The 20,234-nt window shown below is 49.6% G+C and carries 28 protein-coding genes and 2 tRNA genes; 29 read left to right on the top strand and 1 reads right to left on the bottom strand.

The features are described 5' to 3' along the window. Positions 1 to 2 precede the first annotated feature (2 nt). From OXN82_RS01525 to OXN82_RS01665, 29 genes are all read left to right on the top strand, one after another. Entirely contained in the window at positions 3 to 560 is a 558-nt protein-coding gene (locus tag OXN82_RS01525) for an adenylate kinase (protein WP_321211681.1), read from the top strand. A 17-nt stretch (positions 561 to 577) separates the two neighbouring features. Beyond that, positions 578 to 1,144: an EMC3/TMCO1 family protein gene (locus OXN82_RS01530; protein WP_013295337.1), complete on the top strand. Its 567-nt coding sequence runs from the start codon at positions 578 to 580 to the stop codon at positions 1,142 to 1,144. Between the two features lie 18 nt (positions 1,145 to 1,162). Further along, on the top strand, positions 1,163 to 1,429 hold the full coding sequence (locus tag OXN82_RS01535) for a 50S ribosomal protein L34e (RefSeq protein WP_013295338.1): 267 nt from the start codon (positions 1,163 to 1,165) through the stop codon (positions 1,427 to 1,429). Next, a complete protein-coding gene (gene cmk / locus OXN82_RS01540; RefSeq protein ID WP_013295339.1) occupies positions 1,429 to 1,947 on the top strand; it encodes a (d)CMP kinase in 519 nt (172 codons plus the stop codon). The genes OXN82_RS01535 and cmk overlap by 1 nt, the downstream gene beginning before the upstream one ends. Further along, positions 1,947 to 2,174, top strand: a complete 228-nt coding sequence (locus OXN82_RS01545; RefSeq protein WP_013295340.1) for a 50S ribosomal protein L14e — start codon at positions 1,947 to 1,949, stop codon at positions 2,172 to 2,174. The genes cmk and OXN82_RS01545 overlap by 1 nt, the downstream gene beginning before the upstream one ends. A 30-nt stretch (positions 2,175 to 2,204) precedes the next feature. Beyond that, positions 2,205 to 3,173 (top strand): RNA-guided pseudouridylation complex pseudouridine synthase subunit Cbf5, encoded by a 969-nt coding sequence (locus OXN82_RS01550; RefSeq protein ID WP_321211682.1) that lies wholly within the window; start codon positions 2,205 to 2,207, stop codon positions 3,171 to 3,173. A gap of 83 nt (positions 3,174 to 3,256) precedes the next feature. Beyond that, positions 3,257 to 3,341: transfer RNA gene (locus tag OXN82_RS01555), tRNA-Ser, on the top strand. Positions 3,342 to 3,430: 89 nt separating this feature from the next. Beyond that, positions 3,431 to 3,880: a 30S ribosomal protein S13 gene (locus tag OXN82_RS01560; RefSeq protein WP_013295342.1), complete on the top strand. Its 450-nt coding sequence runs from the start codon at positions 3,431 to 3,433 to the stop codon at positions 3,878 to 3,880. Between the two features lie 16 nt (positions 3,881 to 3,896). Further along, complete coding sequence (rpsD, locus tag OXN82_RS01565; RefSeq protein WP_321211683.1) at positions 3,897 to 4,412, top strand: 30S ribosomal protein S4; 516 nt, start codon at positions 3,897 to 3,899, stop codon at positions 4,410 to 4,412. Between the two features lie 17 nt (positions 4,413 to 4,429). Then, complete coding sequence (locus OXN82_RS01570; protein WP_013295344.1) at positions 4,430 to 4,822, top strand: 30S ribosomal protein S11; 393 nt, start codon at positions 4,430 to 4,432, stop codon at positions 4,820 to 4,822. A 1-nt stretch (position 4,823) separates the two neighbouring features. Continuing rightward, entirely contained in the window at positions 4,824 to 5,618 is a 795-nt protein-coding gene (locus tag OXN82_RS01575) for a DNA-directed RNA polymerase subunit D (protein WP_321211684.1), read from the top strand. 3 nt (positions 5,619 to 5,621) lie between these two features. After that, positions 5,622 to 5,987: a 50S ribosomal protein L18e gene (locus tag OXN82_RS01580; protein ID WP_013295346.1), complete on the top strand. Its 366-nt coding sequence runs from the start codon at positions 5,622 to 5,624 to the stop codon at positions 5,985 to 5,987. A gap of 11 nt (positions 5,988 to 5,998) precedes the next feature. Then, entirely contained in the window at positions 5,999 to 6,421 is a 423-nt protein-coding gene (locus tag OXN82_RS01585) for a 50S ribosomal protein L13 (RefSeq protein WP_013295347.1), read from the top strand. A gap of 16 nt (positions 6,422 to 6,437) precedes the next feature. Next, on the top strand, positions 6,438 to 6,839 hold the full coding sequence (locus OXN82_RS01590) for a 30S ribosomal protein S9 (RefSeq protein WP_300479401.1): 402 nt from the start codon (positions 6,438 to 6,440) through the stop codon (positions 6,837 to 6,839). A gap of 59 nt (positions 6,840 to 6,898) precedes the next feature. After that, the gene (locus OXN82_RS01595; protein WP_321211685.1) at positions 6,899 to 7,066 is read left to right on the top strand and encodes a DNA-directed RNA polymerase subunit N; all 168 of its coding nucleotides are present in this window, start codon (positions 6,899 to 6,901) and stop codon (positions 7,064 to 7,066) included. Beyond that, positions 7,067 to 7,189 (top strand) — tRNA-Pro (locus OXN82_RS01600). It begins immediately after the preceding gene. Between the two features lie 50 nt (positions 7,190 to 7,239). Beyond that, the gene (locus OXN82_RS01605; RefSeq protein ID WP_013295350.1) at positions 7,240 to 7,419 is read left to right on the top strand and encodes a DNA-directed RNA polymerase subunit K; all 180 of its coding nucleotides are present in this window, start codon (positions 7,240 to 7,242) and stop codon (positions 7,417 to 7,419) included. Positions 7,420 to 7,470: 51 nt separating this feature from the next. Then, entirely contained in the window at positions 7,471 to 8,721 is a 1,251-nt protein-coding gene (gene eno, locus OXN82_RS01610; RefSeq protein WP_321211686.1) for a phosphopyruvate hydratase, read from the top strand. A 24-nt stretch (positions 8,722 to 8,745) separates the two neighbouring features. Further along, the gene (gene rpsB / locus OXN82_RS01615; protein WP_013295352.1) at positions 8,746 to 9,342 is read left to right on the top strand and encodes a 30S ribosomal protein S2; all 597 of its coding nucleotides are present in this window, start codon (positions 8,746 to 8,748) and stop codon (positions 9,340 to 9,342) included. A 9-nt stretch (positions 9,343 to 9,351) separates the two neighbouring features. Then, positions 9,352 to 10,194 carry an AmmeMemoRadiSam system protein B gene (amrB, locus tag OXN82_RS01620; protein ID WP_321211687.1) on the top strand — a complete coding sequence of 281 codons (843 nt, stop codon included), beginning with the start codon at positions 9,352 to 9,354 and terminating at the stop codon, positions 10,192 to 10,194. A 10-nt stretch (positions 10,195 to 10,204) separates the two neighbouring features. Continuing rightward, positions 10,205 to 11,122 (top strand): mevalonate kinase, encoded by a 918-nt coding sequence (mvk, locus tag OXN82_RS01625; RefSeq protein WP_321211688.1) that lies wholly within the window; start codon positions 10,205 to 10,207, stop codon positions 11,120 to 11,122. Between the two features lie 26 nt (positions 11,123 to 11,148). Further along, positions 11,149 to 11,943, top strand: coding sequence for an isopentenyl phosphate kinase (locus OXN82_RS01630; protein ID WP_321211689.1), 795 nt, complete (start codon positions 11,149 to 11,151; stop codon positions 11,941 to 11,943). 163 nt (positions 11,944 to 12,106) lie between these two features. Beyond that, positions 12,107 to 13,153, top strand: coding sequence for a type 2 isopentenyl-diphosphate Delta-isomerase (fni, locus tag OXN82_RS01635; RefSeq protein ID WP_321211690.1), 1,047 nt, complete (start codon positions 12,107 to 12,109; stop codon positions 13,151 to 13,153). Between the two features lie 4 nt (positions 13,154 to 13,157). Beyond that, entirely contained in the window at positions 13,158 to 14,510 is a 1,353-nt protein-coding gene (locus OXN82_RS01640; RefSeq protein WP_321211691.1) for an RNase J family beta-CASP ribonuclease, read from the top strand. Then, positions 14,507 to 15,484: a short chain isoprenyl diphosphate synthase IdsA gene (gene idsA, locus OXN82_RS01645; RefSeq protein ID WP_321211692.1), complete on the top strand. Its 978-nt coding sequence runs from the start codon at positions 14,507 to 14,509 to the stop codon at positions 15,482 to 15,484. The genes OXN82_RS01640 and idsA overlap by 4 nt, the downstream gene beginning before the upstream one ends. Positions 15,485 to 15,487: 3 nt before the next feature. Beyond that, positions 15,488 to 17,146 (top strand): glutamate--tRNA ligase, encoded by a 1,659-nt coding sequence (gene gltX, locus OXN82_RS01650; RefSeq protein WP_374892064.1) that lies wholly within the window; start codon positions 15,488 to 15,490, stop codon positions 17,144 to 17,146. 224 nt (positions 17,147 to 17,370) lie between these two features. Then, positions 17,371 to 17,673: a nucleotidyltransferase domain-containing protein gene (locus OXN82_RS01655; RefSeq protein WP_013295360.1), complete on the top strand. Its 303-nt coding sequence runs from the start codon at positions 17,371 to 17,373 to the stop codon at positions 17,671 to 17,673. Continuing rightward, positions 17,666 to 18,034, top strand: coding sequence for a HEPN domain-containing protein (locus OXN82_RS01660; RefSeq protein ID WP_321211694.1), 369 nt, complete (start codon positions 17,666 to 17,668; stop codon positions 18,032 to 18,034). The genes OXN82_RS01655 and OXN82_RS01660 overlap by 8 nt, the downstream gene beginning before the upstream one ends. Positions 18,035 to 18,202: 168 nt before the next feature. Continuing rightward, complete coding sequence (locus OXN82_RS01665) at positions 18,203 to 19,438, top strand: LL-diaminopimelate aminotransferase (RefSeq protein ID WP_321212130.1); 1,236 nt, start codon at positions 18,203 to 18,205, stop codon at positions 19,436 to 19,438. A gap of 139 nt (positions 19,439 to 19,577) precedes the next feature. Here OXN82_RS01665 and OXN82_RS01670 read toward each other — a convergent pair whose 3' ends face one another. Next, positions 19,578 to 20,159 (bottom strand): zinc dependent phospholipase C family protein, encoded by a 582-nt coding sequence (locus OXN82_RS01670; protein WP_321211695.1) that lies wholly within the window; start codon positions 20,157 to 20,159, stop codon positions 19,578 to 19,580. Positions 20,160 to 20,234: the final 75 nt, after the last annotated feature.

Genomic DNA, 20,234 nt, shown 5'->3' on the forward strand with positions numbered 1-20,234 from the left:
CAATGAAGGTTGTTGTAGTTGCAGGTATACCCGGTTCAGGAAGCACGACGGTCCTTGAGAACACCCTCAGGGAGCTTGACTACCTCAATGTGAATTACGGGGATGTCATGCTTGAAATAGCCCGTGAAAGGGGACTTGTTGAAAACAGGGACCAGATGAGAACCCTTGAACCTGGAGTTCAGAAGGAGATACAGAGGGCGGCTGCGAAAAGTATAAGAGAAAGGTCACTGGAAAATAATATAATCGTCGATACACACTGCACCATAAAGACGCCTGCTGGTTTTCTGCCAGGTCTTCCAGTATGGGTTCTTGAGGAACTGGAACCTGACATGTTTGTGCTTGTGGAGGCTGATCCAGAGGAGATCTTCACAAGAAGAATTAGTGATACTTCCAGAAACAGGGATATGGAATCCCTGCAGGAGATCGACCTCCATCAGCAGATGAACAGGGCGGCTGCAATGGCCTACGCCACCCTCACAGGCGCAACAGTTAAGATTGTTAAGAACCACAACAACCAGCTTGAGTCTGCAGTCAGTGAGATGAAGAACATTCTGGAGTAAGATAAAGAGGAAACAAAATGGTTCTTGAAGTCGTATACGGGGCACTGAACGCTGTATTCGGTCCATTCATTGCAATGGACCCGAATCCACAGAACCCCATCCTCACGGTATTCCTGATATCAGCAATAGTGGCCTTTATCATCACACTGGCAAACAAGTTGCTCGTGGACCAGGAAAGGCTCGAAGAACTTAAAGCTGAAATGCAGGAATTCCAGCAGGAGATGATGGAGGCAAGAAAGAAGAATGACATGCAGGCGCTTGAGGAGATCCAGAAAAAACAGATGGAGTTCATGGACAAACAGCGCGAAATGATGACCATGTCATTCAAGCCAATGATAGTCACTTTCGTGCCCATAATCCTTGTCTTCTACTGGATGGGACAGGAACCACACATAGTCAAGACACTGGTGATATTGCCCCAGATTGCATACTATGTCCTTCTTGTCCCGCTGTGGCACATGTTCTATGGCATGCCACCAAACGCCCCATCCTATGCCATAGGATGGCTTGGCTGGTACATCTTATGCTCCTTTGCAATGTCCCAGATATTCAGAAAGTTCATGGGACTTAAAGGTGGAATGTAACTTTATGGAGAGATTGAAATGCCAGAGTTAAGATACAGATCCAGATCATATAAGAGAATCTTCAAGAGAACTCCTGGAGGAAGGACGGTTATACATTACCGCAGAAAGAAACCATCAAAGCATGTATGTGCTGGCTGCGGAAAGCCACTCCATGGTGTTCCAAGAGGAAGACCATACGAGATAAGAAAACTCTCAAAGTCCAAGAAGAGACCCAACAGACCATACGGTGGTTACTACTGTTCAAGCTGCGCACGCAAAGTCTTTAAGAAAGAGGCAAGGTCATAATGATCATAACCATCGGTGGTCTGGCCGGCACTGGCACAACAACCGTTGCCAGGATTCTGTCTGAGAGGACCGGGATACCCTGTGTATCTGCAGGTGATGTATTCAGGCAGATGGCTGCTGAGAGGAAACTTGACATACTGGAGTTCAGCAAACTTGCAGAGGAGAATCCAGAGATAGACATAGAGATCGACAGGAGACAGGCCAGACTTGCAGATGAACATGAGGACCTCATACTTGAGGGAAGACTCTCTGCACACTTTGCAAGGGCGGATCTGAAGGTCCTGCTGATGGCACCCTTTGATGTGAGGGCACAGCGAATAAGTATCCGGGAATCCAAGGACCTGGAGACGGTCAAGAATGAGATCCGGATACGTGAGGCCAGTGAAGCCCAGAGGTACAGGGAGATTCACGGTATAGATGTGGATGACCTTGAGGTATACGACATTGTGATAAACACCAGCCATTTTGACGCTGAAGGCGTGGCTGAAATCATACTAAAAGTTACCGAGGTGATTTAATGGCAGCAATAGAAGTTGGAAGAGTATGTGTGAAAACCGCAGGTAGAGAAGCCGGTGAAAAATGCGTGATACTTGATATCATCGACAAAAACTTCGTTGAAGTTGTGGGTGTCAATGTTAAGAACAGGAGGTGTAACATAGGACACCTTGAACCAACAGAGAAGAAGATAGAGATCAAATCCGATGATGTCGAGGAAATAAAGAAGGAACTGGAATCCCTTGAATAAACCCACCTCTTATTTTTGCAGGTATCCCTCATGGCAGAATTCATAGAGTTAAAGGAGTCACGCACGGACCCTGCATATGGGTGTCCACCCCACGAGAGGGACATTGAGACCCACATATCACATGGCGTTGTTAACCTTGATAAACCATCTGGCCCCACCTCCCACCAGGTGGATGCATGGGTTCGGGACATGCTCCACGCAGAGAAGGTGGGGCATGGGGGCACACTGGACCCCAAGGTTACAGGTGTTCTGCCCCTGGGCATAAACAGGGCGACAAGGGTCATGCAGCTCCTCCTTGAGGCCCCCAAGGAATACGTATGCCTCATGAGGGTTCACAGGGAGGTGGATGAGGACAGGATAAGGGAGGTACTCGGGGAGTTTCAGGGAAAGATCTTCCAGATACCCCCCCTCAAGTCAGCTGTTAAAAGGGAGCTCCGTGTAAGGACCATCTACGATGTTAATATACTTGAGATTGATGGGCAGGATGTTCTCTTCAGGATAGCCTGTGAGGCAGGGACCTACGTGAGGAAGTACTGCCATGATGTGGGTGAGGCCCTTGGTACAGGGGCCCACATGGCTGAACTCAGACGGACACGTGTGGGTCCCTTCACAGAGGAGGGGCTGGTAACCCTCCATGACCTCAAGGACGCCTACCAGTTCTGGGTTGAGGATGGGGATGAGGGATTCCTGAGGGAATGCATCCTCCCAATGGAGTTTGCAGTATCCCATCTTCCCCGTGCCGTCATCCTTGACTCTGCAGTTGATGCAGTATGTCATGGCGCCGACCTTGCACGTGGGGGCATAGCAGGGCTGGATGATAACATAAAGAAGGGCGACACAGTTGCGTTGATGACCATCAAGGGGGAACTCGTGGCTGTTGGTGAGGCACTGATGCCGTCCCTTGATATTGTGGCCGCAGACAGCGGCCTTGTGATTGAGACAGATAAGGTCTTCATGAAGCCCGGAACCTACCCCAGGATGTGGCGCCAGTCTCCATAGCAGTACGCTGGATGTGTTGTCATTCCACACACAGCAATACTTAAATAGGCTTCAATCCATACACTTAAAATGATACATCATATGCCGGGATAGCCTAGCCAGGTAAGGCGCAAGACTGGAAATCTTGTGGAGCTTTGCTCCTCCTGGGTTCAAATCCCAGTCCCGGCGTCGGTTAAAGCAACAATGTTGCACCTACGACTGTTATCTGGAATTCGCAACCCCCGTCCCGCGAATTCACTCTTACTGGAGGTTAATGAATGGAAGAAGAATTCAAACATATGGTTCGTATTGCCAGAAAGGACATTGATGGTAATAAGACCATGGAAAATGCCCTTACAAGTATAAAGGGCGTTGGAAAGGCTCTTTCAAGGGCAATAATCATGTCAGCAGGATACGATCTTAACCAGAGGATAGGTTACCTTTCAGATGAGGAAATAGAGAGGCTTGAAGAGGCCATAAAGAACCCTGCAAAGTACAACATCCCATCATGGATGATCAACAGGCGTAACGATTACGAGACAGGCGAGGACAAACACCTCATAGAGTCAGACCTTGACATGTGCCTCAGAGAGGACCTGAACCGTATGAGGAAAACAAGAAGCTACAAGGGAAGAAGACACGAACTTGGACTACCTGTCAGGGGACAGAGGACAAAGTCCACATTCAGGAAGGGCTCCTCAGTTGGTGTGAGAAGGAAGAAAAGGTAGATAAGGAGAGGTTAAAATGGGACACCCACGTAAGGCAAGAAAAAAGTATGATACTCCACCTCACCCATGGAACGCTGAAAGAATAAAGGAAGAAAACAGGCTCGTGGCAAAGTACGGCCTCAAGAACAAAAAGGAAGTCTGGAAAGCAGAAACAATGGTGAGAAGATACAGGAGGGATGCAAGGTACCTCCTGGGTATATCAGGTGAACACACAAAGAAGGAGAGGGAACAGCTCCTGGGACACCTTGTGAGGGCAGGAATACTCAACGAGGGCGCAAACCTTGAGGACGTCCTTGACCTCACAGTGGAGGACGTGCTCAGGAGGAGACTCCAGACACTGGTTCACAAGAGGGGACTTGCAAGGACAGTGAACGAGGCCAGACAGATGGTGGTTCACGGCCACATAGCCCTCGACGGCAGGAAAATCGACGCCCCAGGATACATAGTTAAAAGGGGAGAAGAGGACAAAATAGGTTTCTACCCATCATCCCCAATGAAAAAACAGATCGAAGCAGCCCAGAACGCTGAATAAATTCAGGGAGAGATAAAATGGCTGAAAAGGAAAAATGGGGAATCGCAAATATTTACTCATCATTCAACAACACAATAATCACCATTACAGACATAACCGGTGCAGAGACCATCACACAGTGGTCCGGTGGTAAGGTTGTGAGGGCTGACCGTCAGGAGTCATCACCCTTCGCTGCCATGGAGGCTGCAACAAGGGCGGCTGATGATGCAAAGGAGAAGGGTATTGTCGGCCTGCACATCAAGGTGAGGGCCCCAGGTGGAAACGGCCCAAGAACACCGGGACCAGGTGCACAGGCAGCCATAAGGGCCCTTGCAAGGGCAGGAATGAAGATAGGCAAAATTGAGGATGTAACTCCCATACCTCATGATGGCACAGGAAGACCTGGAGGTAAGAGGGGAAGAAGGGTCTAAAATGGATATTGCTCTTAAGGAAAAAACTGATACCGAAATGGTCTTTGTGGTCACTGGCGTAACCGTTCCATTCATAAACGCCATAAGGAGGATCTGCATGATGGAGGTCCCCAAACTGGCAATCGAGTACGTTAACATGTACAGGAACGACGCCAGGATGTTTGATGAGGTACTCGCCCACAGGCTTGGACTGGTACCCCTCAAAGCTGACCCTGAATTCATTGAGGGCCTGAAAATGCCTGAGGAGTGTGACTGTGAGGAATACTGCTCCGAATGCAGTGTATCATTCACACTCAAAAAGAAGGGCCCCGGTGTCGTCTACTCCAGGGATCTTCTATCAGAGACACCTGCAGTTGAACCGGTATATCCAGATATACCCCTGGTGAAGCTGGGGGATGAGGATGAGGTTGAACTGGAGGCTGTTGCACAGCTTGGCGTGGGAAGGGATCATGCCAAGTGGGAGCCCACAACAGCATGCGCATACAAGTACTACCCGATGATAACATTCACAGAGGAATGCGATGAGTGCCTGGAATGTGTGGATGCATGTCCAAGGGGAGTCCTTGGGGATGAATCAGGTAAACCTGAGGTACTTGACGTTGAAAACTGTTCAATGTGCAAGAGCTGTGTGAGGGCATGTGATAAAGGGGCCATAGTTGTGGGATATGAGGAAGGCAAGTTCATATTCAGGATAGAGACCGACGGATCAGTTGACCCTAAGGATGTCCTTCTTAAGGCATGTGACATCCTCAGAGACAAGGCAGAAAGGGTAATAACATTTTGTGAAGGAGGCTAAGCCATGGCTAGGAAGATTACCAAGACAAATCCCAATCTCATAAAACTCATACGCAACCTCAGAAAGAAATCATCCCAGGAGGGCGCGGCGATCTGGAAGGACGTTGCAAGGAGGCTCGAAAGACCCACAAGGAACAGGGCCGCGGTTAACATTTCCAAGATAAACAGGTACACAGATGAAAATGAAACCGTCGTCGTACCTGGAAAGGTCCTTGGAAGCGGGAGCCTTGACCATAAGGTTCAGGTTGTCGCCCTATCGTTTTCACAGACAGCCAGGGATAAGATAGAGGGCGCTGGTGGAGAGTGCCTGACACTCGGAAAGATCGTTGAAGAGAATCCAGCCATAAAGAACATCAGGATAATAGAATAAAGGTGTTGCTCATGATCATCAATGGAGAAGGACATATCCTTGGAAGACTGGCAAGCGTGGTCAGCCAGAAACTCCTGGAAGGGGAGGAAGTGGTTGTCCTCAATGCTGAGAAAATCATAATCACAGGCTCAAAGCAGTGGGCATACAGCAAGTACAAGCAGAGGATTGACAGGGCCAGCATATCAAACCCCCGCAGAATGGGTCCAAAGTACCCGAGAAGACCCGACGACATATTCAGAAGAACAGTGAGGGGAATGCTCCCCTACAGGAAATCAAGGGGCAGAGAGGCCTTCAAGGGACTGAAGGCATATGTTGGCGTTCCAAGGGAATTCAAGGACGAAGAAATGGTTGAAATACCTGAGGCCAGGGCAGGTAACATAAAGAAGGGAATGGAGCTTGGAGAGATCTCAGAACTTCTGGGCGCTAAATTCTAACTTAGGGAGTGTAATCATGAGGAAGGTTATTCACACAAGCGGCAAAAGGAAAACCGCCATTGCAAGGGGAACCATCAGCGAAGGTAAGGGTAGAGTGAGGATCAATAAGGTGCCTGTGGAACTCTACACCCCTGAACTTGCAAGGCTCAAGATCATGGAACCACTGCAGCTGGCCGGTGATATCGTTAATGATGTTGACATAAACATCAAGGTTGTCGGAGGCGGAATCGTGGGTCAGGCAGAGGCTGCAAGGATGGTCATAGCCAGGGGCCTCGTGGAATGGACAGGTGACATGGACCTCAAGGAGAAATTTGTCAGGTACGACAGGACAATGCTTGTAGGGGACCCCAGGCGTTCAGAGCCCAAGAAGTACGGTGGACGCGGCGCCCGTGCAAGGAGACAGAAGAGTTACAGGTAGATCAAGCGATAACTTTATATATTTTTATTTTATAAAATTAAAGAGTAGAATGATTCAGTATGATTCCAGTAAGATGTTTAAGCTGCGGAAAACCGGTATCGGCCTATTTCGATGAGTATCAGAAAAGAGTGGCTGATGGAGAGGACCCAAAGGATGTCCTTGATGACCTGGGTCTTAAGAGGTACTGCTGCAGACGAATGTTAATTTCACATGTTGAGACATGGTAGGGGACCGTAGGGTAGCTTGGTCCATCCTCCCAGCCATTGAAGAAGTTTCAGTGCTTTTCAACTGGAACGGGGATGGTCAGCACCGGAACGCTGGAGACCCGAGTTCAAATCTCGGCGGTCCCATCAAAACAATCCAAGAACCTCTATTTTAAGTTTTTCTTGGAGGCAATGAAATGGCGTCAAAAAAACTCACACGTTTTGAAAGGGCTAGGTTGATAGGTGCCAGGGCACTCCAGATATCAATGGGTGCAAGGCCCCAGGTTGATATTCAGGAGTCACTGGACCCTGTTGATATAGCCAGGAAGGAACTTGAAAAGAAGGTAATGCCACTGGATGTTAGAAGAGACAAATAAACTCTAATAAACCACTATTTTTCCATGTAGAGTTTATTGTGAGGTGTTTTTGTGGAAAGTATAATTGAAGATGTTCGAGTAAGAAAAATTCTTGATAGCAGGGGAAACCCAACGGTTGAGGTTGATGTTATAACCTGGAACGGCTTTGGAAGGGCAGCAGCCCCCAGCGGTGCAAGTACAGGTTCCAGGGAGGTCACCGCCTTCCCATCAGGTGGGGTTGATGAGATCATAACAGAGGTTGAGGATATAATCTCATCAGAACTCATAGGAATGGATGCCGTTGACCTGCAGGATATAGACCTCGTTTTAAAGGAGATCGATGGAACCGAGAACCTTTCATCACTTGGTGGAAACACTGTGGTGGCTGTCTCAATGGCAACCGCCAGGGCGGCTGCGTCATCATACAACATGCCCCTCTACAGGTTCCTGGGCGGCAACCTTTCAACCGCCATACCATACCCTCTGGGTAACATGATAAACGGGGGAGCCCATGCCGGAGAGAACGCACCTGACATACAGGAGTTCCTTGTGGTGCCTGTGGGTGCAGAGGACATAACAGAAGCGGTATTTGCAAATGCAGCAGTCCACAAGAAGATAAGGGAACTAATACAGAAAAAGGACCCCTCCTTCACAGGGGGTAAGGGTGATGAGGGAGGATGGGTGCCAAGCCTATCAAACCATGATGCACTGGAGATACAGGTAAAAGCCTGTGAGGAGGTCACAGATGAACTCGGCGTTGAGGTCAGGCCATCACTGGACCTTGCAGCAAGTGAATTCTGGGATCCTGAACTTGAAAAGTATGTCTACAAACAGGAGAAGGTCCAGAAGGACACCGGTGAACAGATAGAGTTTGTCAGGGAGATCATCGAGACCTATGACATGTACTATGTTGAGGACCCATTCCATGAGGGCGACTTCGAGGGCTTCGCGGAACTCACATCACTTGTGGGGGACCGCTGCATCATCTGCGGTGACGACATCTTCGTAACCAACAGGGAGATACTCAGAGAGGGCATAGAGATGGGTGCCGCCAATGCAATAATCATTAAACCAAACCAGATAGGTACACTCACAGACACCTACCTGACAGTCAAACTTGCCCGTGAGAACCGTTACACCCCTGTGGTCTCCCACAGGTCAGGTGAGACAACAGATGATACAATAGCCCACCTTGCAGTGGCATTCGGCGCACCACTCATCAAGACAGGTGCCATAGGCGGCGAGAGGATAGCCAAACTGAATGAACTCATACGCATACAGGAAGAGATTCCATATTCCACCATGGCTGAACTGCCATTTTAACATCAAACTTACTGAGGTGATATATTGTCAGAACTACTGATACCACTAGACAAATACCTTGCAGCAGGACTGCACATTGGAACACAGCAGAAGACAGCTGATATGGAGAAATACATCTACCGTGTAAGATCAGATGGACTCTACGTCCTTGATATAAGGAAAACAAATGACAGGATAATAGCGGCCTCAAAGTTCCTTGCAAAGTATGAACCAGATGATATACTGGCCGTATCAACGAGGCAGTATGGGCAGGAGCCTGTCAGGAAATTCGGTGAGGTGACAGGTGCAAGGACAATACCGGGCAGGTTCATCCCGGGTACACTGACAAACCCCAACTATGCAAAGTTCATTGAACCACAGGTGCTGGTTGCCACTGATCCAAGATCAGATTCACAGGCAATAGTCGAGGCTAAACAGATAGGCCTGCCTGTTGTGGCACTCTGCGACACAGAGAACCTCCTTGGAAATGTTGACATTGCAATACCCGTCAACAACAAGGGTCGTAAGGCCATAGCCCTTGTTTACTGGCTCCTGGCAAGGCAGCTGCTCAGGGAGAAGGGTGTGCTCAAGGAGGATGAGGACCTGGATGTGCCTCCCACTGAATTTGAACTGAAAATTTAGAGTGGTTCTATGATAAGAAGACCTGCAGTGGCGGGAGCTTTCTATGAGCGGGACCCTGCAGCGCTCAGAAGGCGAATTGAGTGGTGCTTCAACCATGAACTGGGGCCAGGTGGTCTGCCAGTCAGGGGTTCCGCCAGGAAAATAAAGGGGGTGATCGCCCCCCACGCAGGTTACATGTATTCAGGACCTGTGGCAGCCCACGCATACCATGAGCTGGTATCAGACGGTATACCTGAAACATTCGTGATAATCTGCCCCAACCACACAGGCATGGGGTCAGGCGTCTCACTGATGCAGAGGGGAGCATGGGAAACACCCCTCGGTGTCGTGGATATTGACAGTGAACTTGCAGAGGCCATTGTAAGGGAATCAGGCATCATTGATATTGAGGGGACAGCCCACCTCGGAGAACACAGCTGTGAGGTCCATGTACCATTCATCCAGTACTTCACAGATAAATTCAGGATAGTCCCCATCACCATGTGGATGCAGGACCAGGAGACAGCCACAGATGTTGGACATGCAGTGGCTGCAGCGATTGAGAGGACAGAAAGGGACGCGGTTGTCATTGCAAGCACCGACTTCACCCACTACAGCCCCGCCGATGTTGCCGGATCCATTGACAGCAGGATAATCGAGAGGATAACCGAAATGGATGATACAGGTATGTACGGTGTTATCACGGAACTCAATGCAACCATGTGTGGTTACGGGCCAGTGGCCGCCAGCATCACAGCATCCAGGATGCTCGGAGCCAGTGAGTGCAGGCTGTTAAAGTATGCCACAAGTGGTGATATAACAGGGGACCAGAGTTCAGTTGTGGGCTATGCCTCCCTTGTCCTGAGAGGCTGAAGGTGAAACCTTGAAGTCACGGGCATCAGCACCTGCCAAGGCCATTCTTTTTGGTGAACATGCAGTTGTATATGGGAAACCGGCGATTGCAGCTGCAATAGATAGAAGGGTGACCGTAACCCTGGGGGATTCATCTGAAAACCGGGTTACCATACCATCCCTGGGAGTTGATTTCAGGTCTGAATCCAGCCCAAGTGGGGGTATTCTTGACTACGTTGGCAGAGCTCTCCAGCTATACCATGACGGGTCACCACTCAGTATCCAGATCGAAATGGAGATACCTGTGGGGTCGGGCCTTGGCTCATCAGCAGCACTCACAGTTGCACTCATAGGGGCCCTTGACGGATACCATGGAAGGGAATCGGAACCTGAGGATACCGCAGCGAGGGCCCACAGGGTTGAACTAGAGGTCCAGGGAGCCGCAAGTCCCCTTGACACCACAGTGAGCACATATGGCGGTCTGGTGTACCTTGACAGTCAGAGGAATGTGGAAAAGGTTAATGCGCGGCTTCATGATCTTGTAATAGCGCACCTGGACCATTCAGGTGACACCGCAGAGATGGTTGCAGGAGTCGCAGAGCTCCGAAGCAGGTTCCCTGATGTCATGGATGGAATCATGGATGCGGTTGAGATGATAACCATGAGGGCATACAGGGCACTTCTGAGTAACAGCCTGGAACCCATAGGTGACCTCATGAACATAAACCAGGGGCTCCTTGACGCCATGGGCGTGTCCACAGGGGAACTTTCAATGATGGTCTATGAGGCCAGAACTGCAGGTGCAGCCGGCTCCAAGATCACAGGTGCCGGGGGAGGCGGAAGCATAATAGCATACTGCCCTGGCTGCGCAGAAGATGTTGCTGAGGCCCTTAACAGGAACTGGAATGCAATGAAGGCCAGGTTTTCAGAAGAGGGTCTGATCCGGTAATTCTTATCAATTAAAGGGGCATCTTGATGATCATTCTTAAAGTAGGTGGAAGTGTAATTACCAGAAAGGACTCTGAGGAACCTGAAATAGATTCAGAAAACCTTCAGAGGATAGCCTCAGAGATTGCAGACGCTTCACCATCATCACTCATGATAATACATGGGGCCGGATCATTCGGCCACCCATTCGCAGGAAAATACAGGATAGGATCTGAAATAAAAAATGAGGAGGAATTCAGAAAGCGGAGATTCGGATCCGCACTCACACAGAACTGGGTCAGAAAACTCAACACACACGTCTGTGATGCGCTCCTTGATGAGGGAATACCGGCGGTCTCCATGCCCCCATCAGCATTCCTGAGGGCAGAGAATGGCCGCATCAGGGATGCTGATCTTTCAATGATAAAATCCTACCTGGAGGAGGGGATGGTCCCTGTAAGTTACGGTGACGTGGTCCTTGACTTAAACACCAGTGTGAGGTTCTCTGTGATATCAGGTGACCAGCTCATAAACCACTTCTCCATCAGGTTAGGGCCAGAGAGGGTCATACTGGGAACAGATGTGGATGGGGTTTACACCAGGAACCCAAAGAAATACCCTGATGCGAGGCTTCTTGACGTTATAGGATCCCTTGATGACCTCGAATCCCTTGATGGGACAGTTAATACTGACGTTACAGGTGGAATGGTTGGTAAGGTGGGGGAACTCCTGGCCCTCGCAGAGAGGGGTATAGAATCAGAGATAATAAATGCAGGTGTACCTGGAAATATCCTGAGGGCCCTCCGTGGAGAGGTTGTGAGGGGCACCAGGATCAGAAAATAGATCATTCATATCACGATCATAACCTGATATTTCAGGGTTACACTTAAGGGAAAATTTGAAGGCCAGATCATAACGATTCAGATCATCAATTAAGGGAATTAAGACACGATCATAACCTGATAGTTCAGGATTATCAATTAAGGGAAATTTGAAGGGCGTTAAAATGATTTCGGATAGAAAACTGGAGCATTTAATCCTGTGCACAAGCTGTGACGTGGAGTACAGGAAGAGCACAGGCTTCGAGGAAATTGAAATAGTTCACAGGGCCATACCTGAGATAAACAGGGAAAAGATAGATATAGGTCTGGATTTCCTGGGTAAAGAGCTTTCATCACCCATAATGATAAGTGCAATTACAGGCGGGCACCCGGCAGCCCTTAAAATAAACAGGGAACTTGCAAGGGCCGCAGAGGAACTCGGAATTGCACTTGGACTTGGAAGCCAGAGGGCAGGTATTGAACACCCTGAGGTTGAAGAGACCTACGCCATAGCAAGGAAAGAGGCCCCATCAGCGATGCTCGTGGGAAACATTGGAAGCTCCCACATTGAATATGCGGAAAGGGCAGTTGAGATGATAGATGCAGATGCACTTGCAGTGCACCTCAACCCCCTCCAGGAGTCAATACAGCCAGGAGGCGACGTGGACTCAACAGGGGCCCTTGAATCCATATCATCAATTGTGAAGTCCATGGATGTCCCTGTAATGGTCAAGGAGACAGGCGCAGGTATATCCTCAGAGGACGCCATAAAACTTGAAGCATGTGGGGTGGCGGCCATAGACGTTGCAGGTGCAGGCGGAACCAGCTGGGCCGCAGTTGAAACCTACCGTGCAGACGACAGATACATGGGTGAGCTTTTCTGGGACTGGGGAATACCCACCGCTGCAAGCACCGTGGAGGTTGCAGAGTCAGTAAACGTGCCTGTGATTGCATCAGGGGGTATACGAAGCGGACTTGACGCTGCAAAGGCCATAGCCCTAGGTGCAACAATGGCTGGAATAGCACTCCCGGTACTTGAAGCTGCAGGCCAGGGTTACAGGTCCGTCATAAAGGTAATTGAAAGGTTTAACGAGGCACTTAAAACCGCCATGTACCTTGCAGGTGCAGAAACACTTGACGATCTTAAAAATTCACAGGTCATAATAATGGGCCGAACCAGAGAATGGCTAAATGAAAGGGGCTTTGAAACAATAAAATACGCCAGGAGGTAATAATTTGAGCGTAGAAGTAATAGCGATCGGCGGATACGAAGAAGTAGGTAAGAACATGTCCGCCGTTAAGGTGGGGGATGATGTTGTAATATTTGACATGGGGATTCACCTTGACAGGGTTCACATACATGAGGACACAGACATTGCAAGGATGCACAGCCTGGACCTCATAGAGAGGGGTGTCATACCCGATGATACACTCATGAAGGATGTTGATGGAAAGGTCAGGGCAATAGTGTTCACACACGGCCACCTGGACCACATAGGGGCGGTTGCAAAGCTGGCCCACAGGTACCAGGCCCCCATAATAGCAACACCCTACACAATAGCACTCATAGAGAGGACCATAAAGGCAGAACGGAAGTTCAATGTCCTCAACACACTCCAGGTCCTCAATGCAGGGGAGAAGTGCCAGATATCCCCCGGGATAACACTGGAGTTCATACAGTCAACCCACAGTATACCACAGTCAGTTATAGCAGCACTCCACACACCGGAGGGTATAATAGTCTATGCACTTGACTTCAAATTTGACGACCACCAGAAGATATCACCACCACCGGACTACCACCGCCTCAGGGAGCTTGGAAGGAAGGGCGTCCTTGCAATGATAGTTGAAACAACCAGGGCCAACGAGAAGCAGGAGGTCAAGACACACTCAGAGAAGGTTGCAAGGATAGTCCTTGAGGATATAATGAAGAACCCCCTTGAGGAGAGGAACGGGATGATAGTGACCACATTCTCCTCCCACATGGAGCGTATACAGGCCATAAGTGACATAGCATCAAAGAGCGACAGGCAGATGCTCCTCCTTGGAAGGTCAATGGAGAGATACTGTGGACTCGCAGAGGCCATGGGCATACTCAAACTCCCGGAGAATGCCAGCATATATGGAAGCCCCAAGGCTGTTAACAGGGCCCTTGCACGTGCAGAGGCAAAGCGTGAGGATTACCTCCTCATCACAACAGGTCACCAGGGGGAACCCGATGCTCTGCTGCCTAGGATAGCCAATGCAAAGACCCAGTTCCGGATAAAGAGGGGTGACAATGTGGTGATATCAGCCCCTGTCATACCCAACCCCATGAACGTTGCAAACAGGAACCTCATGGAGCGTCGCCTGGCATCAAGCGGTGCAAGGATCTACACAAATGCACACGTATCAGGGCATGCAGGTAGGGAGGACCACAGGGACTTCATAAGGATGCTCAACCCCATGCACATAATACCAGCCCACGGAGACCTCAGCATGCTCTCGGCCTACGCCGAGATAGCAGAGGAGGAGGGCTACAAGCTGGGTAACGACATACACATCTTGAGGAATGGACAGGCACAGGTATTTAATGGAGGTATCCGATGACGGAAGTATTAGATATTCTCAGAAAGTACTCTGAAGTGGCCGATAAGAGGATAATGGAGTGCATCAGCGACATAACACCTGATACGCTCCTTAAGGCATCAGAACACCTCATAACAGCAGGTGGTAAGAAGATAAGACCTTCACTTGCACTCCTTAGCTGTGAGGCTGTAGGCGGAAACCCTGAGGACGCTGCAGGGGTGGCTGCGGCCATAGAACTGATACACACATTCTCACTCATCCACGATGATATAATGGATGATGATGAGATGAGGCGAGGGGAACCCTCAGTCCATGTCATATGGGGTGAACCCATGGCCATACTTGCAGGGGACGTCCTCTTCTCCAAGGCCTTCGAGGCCGTCATCAGGAACGGGGACTCAGAAAGGGTGAAGGATGCCCTTGCAGTGGTGGTTGACTCATGCGTTAAGATATGTGAGGGCCAGGCCCTTGACATGGGCTTTGAGGAGAGGCTGGATGTCACAGAGGATGAGTACATGGAGATGATCTACAAGAAGACCGCAGCCCTCATTGCAGCAGCAACAAAGGCAGGTGCCATAATGGGGGGCGCATCAGAGAGAGAGGTTGAGGCCCTAGAGGACTACGGTAAATTCATCGGCCTGGCATTCCAGATACATGACGACTACCTGGATGTGGTAAGTGATGAGGAATCTCTGGGCAAACCTGTGGGCAGTGACATAGCAGAGGGCAAGATGACCCTCATGGTTGTAAAGGCCCTTGAGGAGGCATCAGAGGAGGACAGGGAGAGGCTCATATCAATTCTTGGATCAGGTGATGAGGGTCGTGTCGCTGAGGCCATAGAGATCTTTGAACGCTACGGTGCAACCCAGTATGCCCATGAGGTGGCCCTTGACTATGTGAGGATGGCCAAGGAGCGCCTTGAGATACTTGAAGACTCAGATGCAAGGGACGCACTCATGAGGATAGCTGACTTTGTACTTGAAAGGGAACACTAGGTGATGATGGTGGAGGACCTCGTCTACCGCTACGCACTCATGAATGCTGTTAAGCACAAGGGAAAGGCAAACCCGGGCGCCGTCATGGGGGCCGTTATGAGCAACGAACCTGAACTCAGAAAGAGGGCCCCCGAGGTCAAGGAGGCTGTTCAGGCTGCTGTTGAGAAGGTTAACAGTTTAACACCTGAAGAACAGCAGAGTGAAATGGAGAGGTTAGGCCTTGAAATCAGGGAGAGGAAGCAGAAGAAGAGACAGGGACTCAGGGACCTCCCGGATGTTACGGGTGAGGTTGTACTGAGGTTCGCCCCCAACCCAAGCGGCCCACTCCACATAGGCCATGCAAGGGCAGCCATCCTCAACCATGAATACGCCCGGAGGTATGATGGCAAACTAATACTCCGAATCGAGGACACCGACCCCCGAAGGGTTGACCCGGAGGCCTATGATATGATCCCCTCTGACCTGGAGTGGCTTGGTGTTGAATGGGATGAGACCATCATCCAGAGCGACCGAATGGAGATCTACTATGAGTACACAGAGAGGCTCATAGAGAGGGGTGGGGCATACGTATGCACATGCACCCCCGAGGCATTCAGGGAATTCAAAAATGAGGGGAAGGCCTGTCACTGCCGTGACCTGGGGGTCAGGGAGAACCTCCAGCGCTGGAGGGAGATGTTTGAGATGCCAGAGGGCTCAGCGGTTGTGAGGGTTAAGACAGACCTTCAGCACCCCAACCCCGCCATAAGGGACTGGGTTTCAATGAGGATAGTGGAGGCCGAACACCCCCGCACAAGCACCCGCTACAGGGTGTACCCCATGATGAACTTCTCGGTTGCTGTGGACGACCACCTCCTTGGGGTGACACATGTCCTAAGGGGCAAGGACCACCTTGCAAACAGTGAAAAACAGGAGTACCTCTACAGGCACATGGGCTGGGAGCCCCCTGTATTCATACACTACGGGCGCCTTAAGATGGATGACGTTGCACTGAGCACATCAGGGGCAAGAGAGGGAATAGTCGAGGGCAAATACTCTGGCTGGGATGACCCCCGCCTTGGAACCATCAGGGCCATCGCAAGGAGGGGTATAAGGCCTGAGGCAATAAGAAAACTCATGGTTGAGATCGGTGTCAAGATAGCGGACTCCACCATGAGCTGGAAGAAGATCTACGGCCTCAACAGGAACATACTTGAGGAAGAAGCCAGGAGGTACTTCTTCGCGGCAGACCCTGTTAAGTTTGAAATAAAGGGGTTGCCAGGACCCATCAGGGTTGAAAGACCCCTGCACCCTGATAAACCAGAACTGGGTAACCGCATCCTCGAGCTGAATGGAGACGTGTACCTCCCCCGCGGGGACCTCAGGGAGGGCCCTCTCAGGTTAATAGATGCTGTTAACGTGATCTACTCTGATGGTGAACTCAGATACCACAGTGAGGGCATCGAGGAGGCAAGGGAGCTGCAGGCAGCCATGATACACTGGGTTCCAGCTGAATCAGCCCTCAAAGCAGTGGTCGTGATGCCTGACGCCTCAGAGATTGAGGGTGTCATTGAGGGAGATGCCTCAGAACTTGAGGTTGATGATGTGGTACAGCTTGAAAGATTCGGGTTTGCCAGGGTTGATTCATCAGGGGAGAGACTGGTATTCTATTATGCCCATAAATGAATGGGAATCTCTTTTCAACCATTTTTTGAAGGCCTTTCCAGTGGACAGATTAAACAGTTAGACATCGAAGACGCACGGCTTGTCTGTGAGCGAGATCGTCTTTCAGTGGACAGATTAAACAGGTAGACTCTACTGGGAGCACACATAAATTTAATTATAATGGCGAAAAGATCTGAAACTGTCAGTAGCTCTTCGGGTTCACACTTCGTTCTGGGGGGGTAATGATGAACAGACTTGAACTTGCCAGGAAGTTTTCAGAGTCACTGAATTATCCTGAAATAGAAAAAATAATCCTTTTTGGGTCCGTTGCCAGGGGGGATGATAGAGAGGGCTCTGATATAGACATAATCATAATCTCCACAAAAAAAACTGAAATAAAGGATAAGGTCATAAGGAAGGCGCGCGATATACTCCTCAGTACAGGTGTCCATATCTCAGTTAAGGTCATTTCCCCTGAGGAATACAGGCTTCTGGGGGACACCCATTTCATCTCCAGAATAAGGAAAGAGGGTGTGGTGCTTGGGTGATGAGGAAATTTTGATGGAAAAGGCAGTCAGGAAACTTGAGGCTGCCAGAACACTGTGCGAACATGGATTCTATGGAGATGCTGTAAGCAGAGCATACTACGCAATGTTCTTTGCAGCAAGAGCGCTGCTATCACGGAGGAACATTTACCCGAAGACTCACAGGGGATTGATTTCACAGTTTGGACTCAAATTCGTAAAGAATGGGGGATTCCAGAAGGAGATATTTGACATACTTCTGAGGGCATATGAAGATAGGGAAGAGGCTGATTATGGCATTCTTTCAGAAATAGATCAGAAAGAAGCAATTATTATAATCAAAGGAGCATGGAAGTTCGTTGAGGAATGTAAAAACTTCAGATAATAGCTTGTTGATTGCCCCAGGCACCTTTTATGAGGACTGAAACTGTTTTTTAGTCCCTCGGACTAGGCTGCAGCTGTTTATACAGCAATTTTTATTAACTCCCGCAGACTACATGATAATATCATTCTTCTTCAGGGACCTACCTGAAATTAGTTTCTGAGAGGTTAAATTATGGTGACGGTAAACGAAAACTACCTGCTACTTAAAAGCAGTTACATATTCTCTGAGATAAACAGGAGAGTGGAGGACTTCCAGAGGAAAAACCCCGACGCTGATGTGATAAGGATGGGTATAGGGGATGTTACAAGACCCCTCCCATCCGCGGTGGTGGAGGCCTTCCACAGGGCCGTTGATGAAATGGCACAGGAGGAAACCTTCAGGGGATATGGGCCCGAACAGGGCTACCCATTCCTCAGGGAGGCCATAGCAGAAAACGACTACGCCTCCAGGGGTGTTGAGGTTTCACCCGAGGAGATCTTCATAAGTGACGGTGCAAAGTGTGACACAGGAAACATCCAGGAGATCTTTGGACAGGACAATGTGGTTGCTGTAACAGACCCTGTCTACCCTGTATACGTTGAGAGCAACGTGATGGCGGGAAGAGCCGGCCCCGCAGATGAGACTGGAAGGTATAGCGGTCTGGTGTACATTCCATGCACAGAGGAGAACGGATTCATACCAGCCCTCCCTGAGGAGAAGGTTGACCTCATATACCTCTGCTACCCCAACAACCCCGCAGGAACAGCACTCACAGAGAAGCAACTCGCAGAGTGGGTTGACTATGCCAGGGACAGTGGCAGCATAATACTCTTCGATGCAGCGTACGAGGCCTACATACAGGAGGATGGAATACCCCACAGCATCTATGAGGTGGAGGGTGCAAGGGAGGTTGCAGTTGAGTTCAGGAGCTTTTCAAAGAACGCTGGCTTCACAGGTACAAGGTGCGCCTTCACTGTGGTACCCGAGGAACTGGAGGTCCCCGACAGTCAGGGAAGGATGCACTCCCTGAAGGAGCTCTGGAACAGACGCCAGACAACAAAATTCAACGGGGTCTCCTACCCTGTGCAGAGGGCCGCTGAGGCCGTCTACACACCTGAGGGTCAGAGGGAGATAAGGGAGTCAATAGACTACTACATGGAGAATGCACGGATAATAAGGGAGAGCCTTGAAAGTGCCGGTCTGAGGTACTATGGCGGTGTTAACGCACCATACATCTGGATAAAGACACCCGAGGGCATGGATTCATGGCAGTTCTTTGACATGCTACTCAACGAGGCAGAGGTCGTTGGAACACCGGGTTCCGGCTTTGGACCGAGCGGTGAGGGATACTTCAGGCTAACAGCATTCAACTCCCTTAAAAATACCGTGAGGGCAATGGAGAGGATATCTGAACTCAGCTTCTAGGCTGGTTCTGAAATATAATTTTTTTGATTATTTACCTTCATCAGGGACCGGTTTAAGGTCTCTGGAGTTCTGAAAATATAAATTATTTTTTTGATGGAGATGTCTGGTTTCATCTTCCAGAAAAAATAAATTAGGGGTTTTAATTCATGGCAATGTTTATGGCCCTGTAGGCCACACTGGTCCCCATATTGAGGTCCCTCTGGACTATCGAGCTGCTCTTGGTTTTTGTCCACCGTGACCAGTCGCTCCTTCCATTGAGGTAGCCCCGCTGCATGAGGCTGTAGATGTCCCCTGAAACGTAACTTATTCTGGGTGCAAGGTACGTGGCCTGTTTTTCGTAGCTGTTGTGAAGTGTGGATGACTCTCCACTTACACAGTGAGGTGCTGAAAAAGTGTCTATGATATAGTGGCTTGCAACACCGAAGCAGTAACTGGCATAACTGTAATTCTTGCTTCTGTAGGCGCTTCTACCCCTGTCAAGCCATTTTTTAGCCTCTGTAAAGCTTCTTGGGAAGCTGTGTCTCACAGTGTCATGGAACTTTTCGTCAGGGTCATTGGATCCGTCGATCATGGCGTTAATGTTGATCTTTGATCTCTTGGATGATGGGAGCTTCTCATAGATGGCCTCGGCGGCGTCATAGTGGGTGACGGTCTTCCATGCATAGGAGCAGGGCATCAGCATGAGGACGAGAACGAGAATTAATGACACACCCCTCTTCATTTTAAAACCTCCATGATAAGATGAGGGATGCACATGTATAAATTTTTCCTTAACACGGATTGATGAAAAAATAGA

The organism is Methanothermobacter sp. DP, from assembly GCF_026692625.1.
In the GTDB taxonomy this organism is placed as follows: domain Archaea; phylum Methanobacteriota; class Methanobacteria; order Methanobacteriales; family Methanothermobacteraceae; genus Methanothermobacter; species Methanothermobacter marburgensis.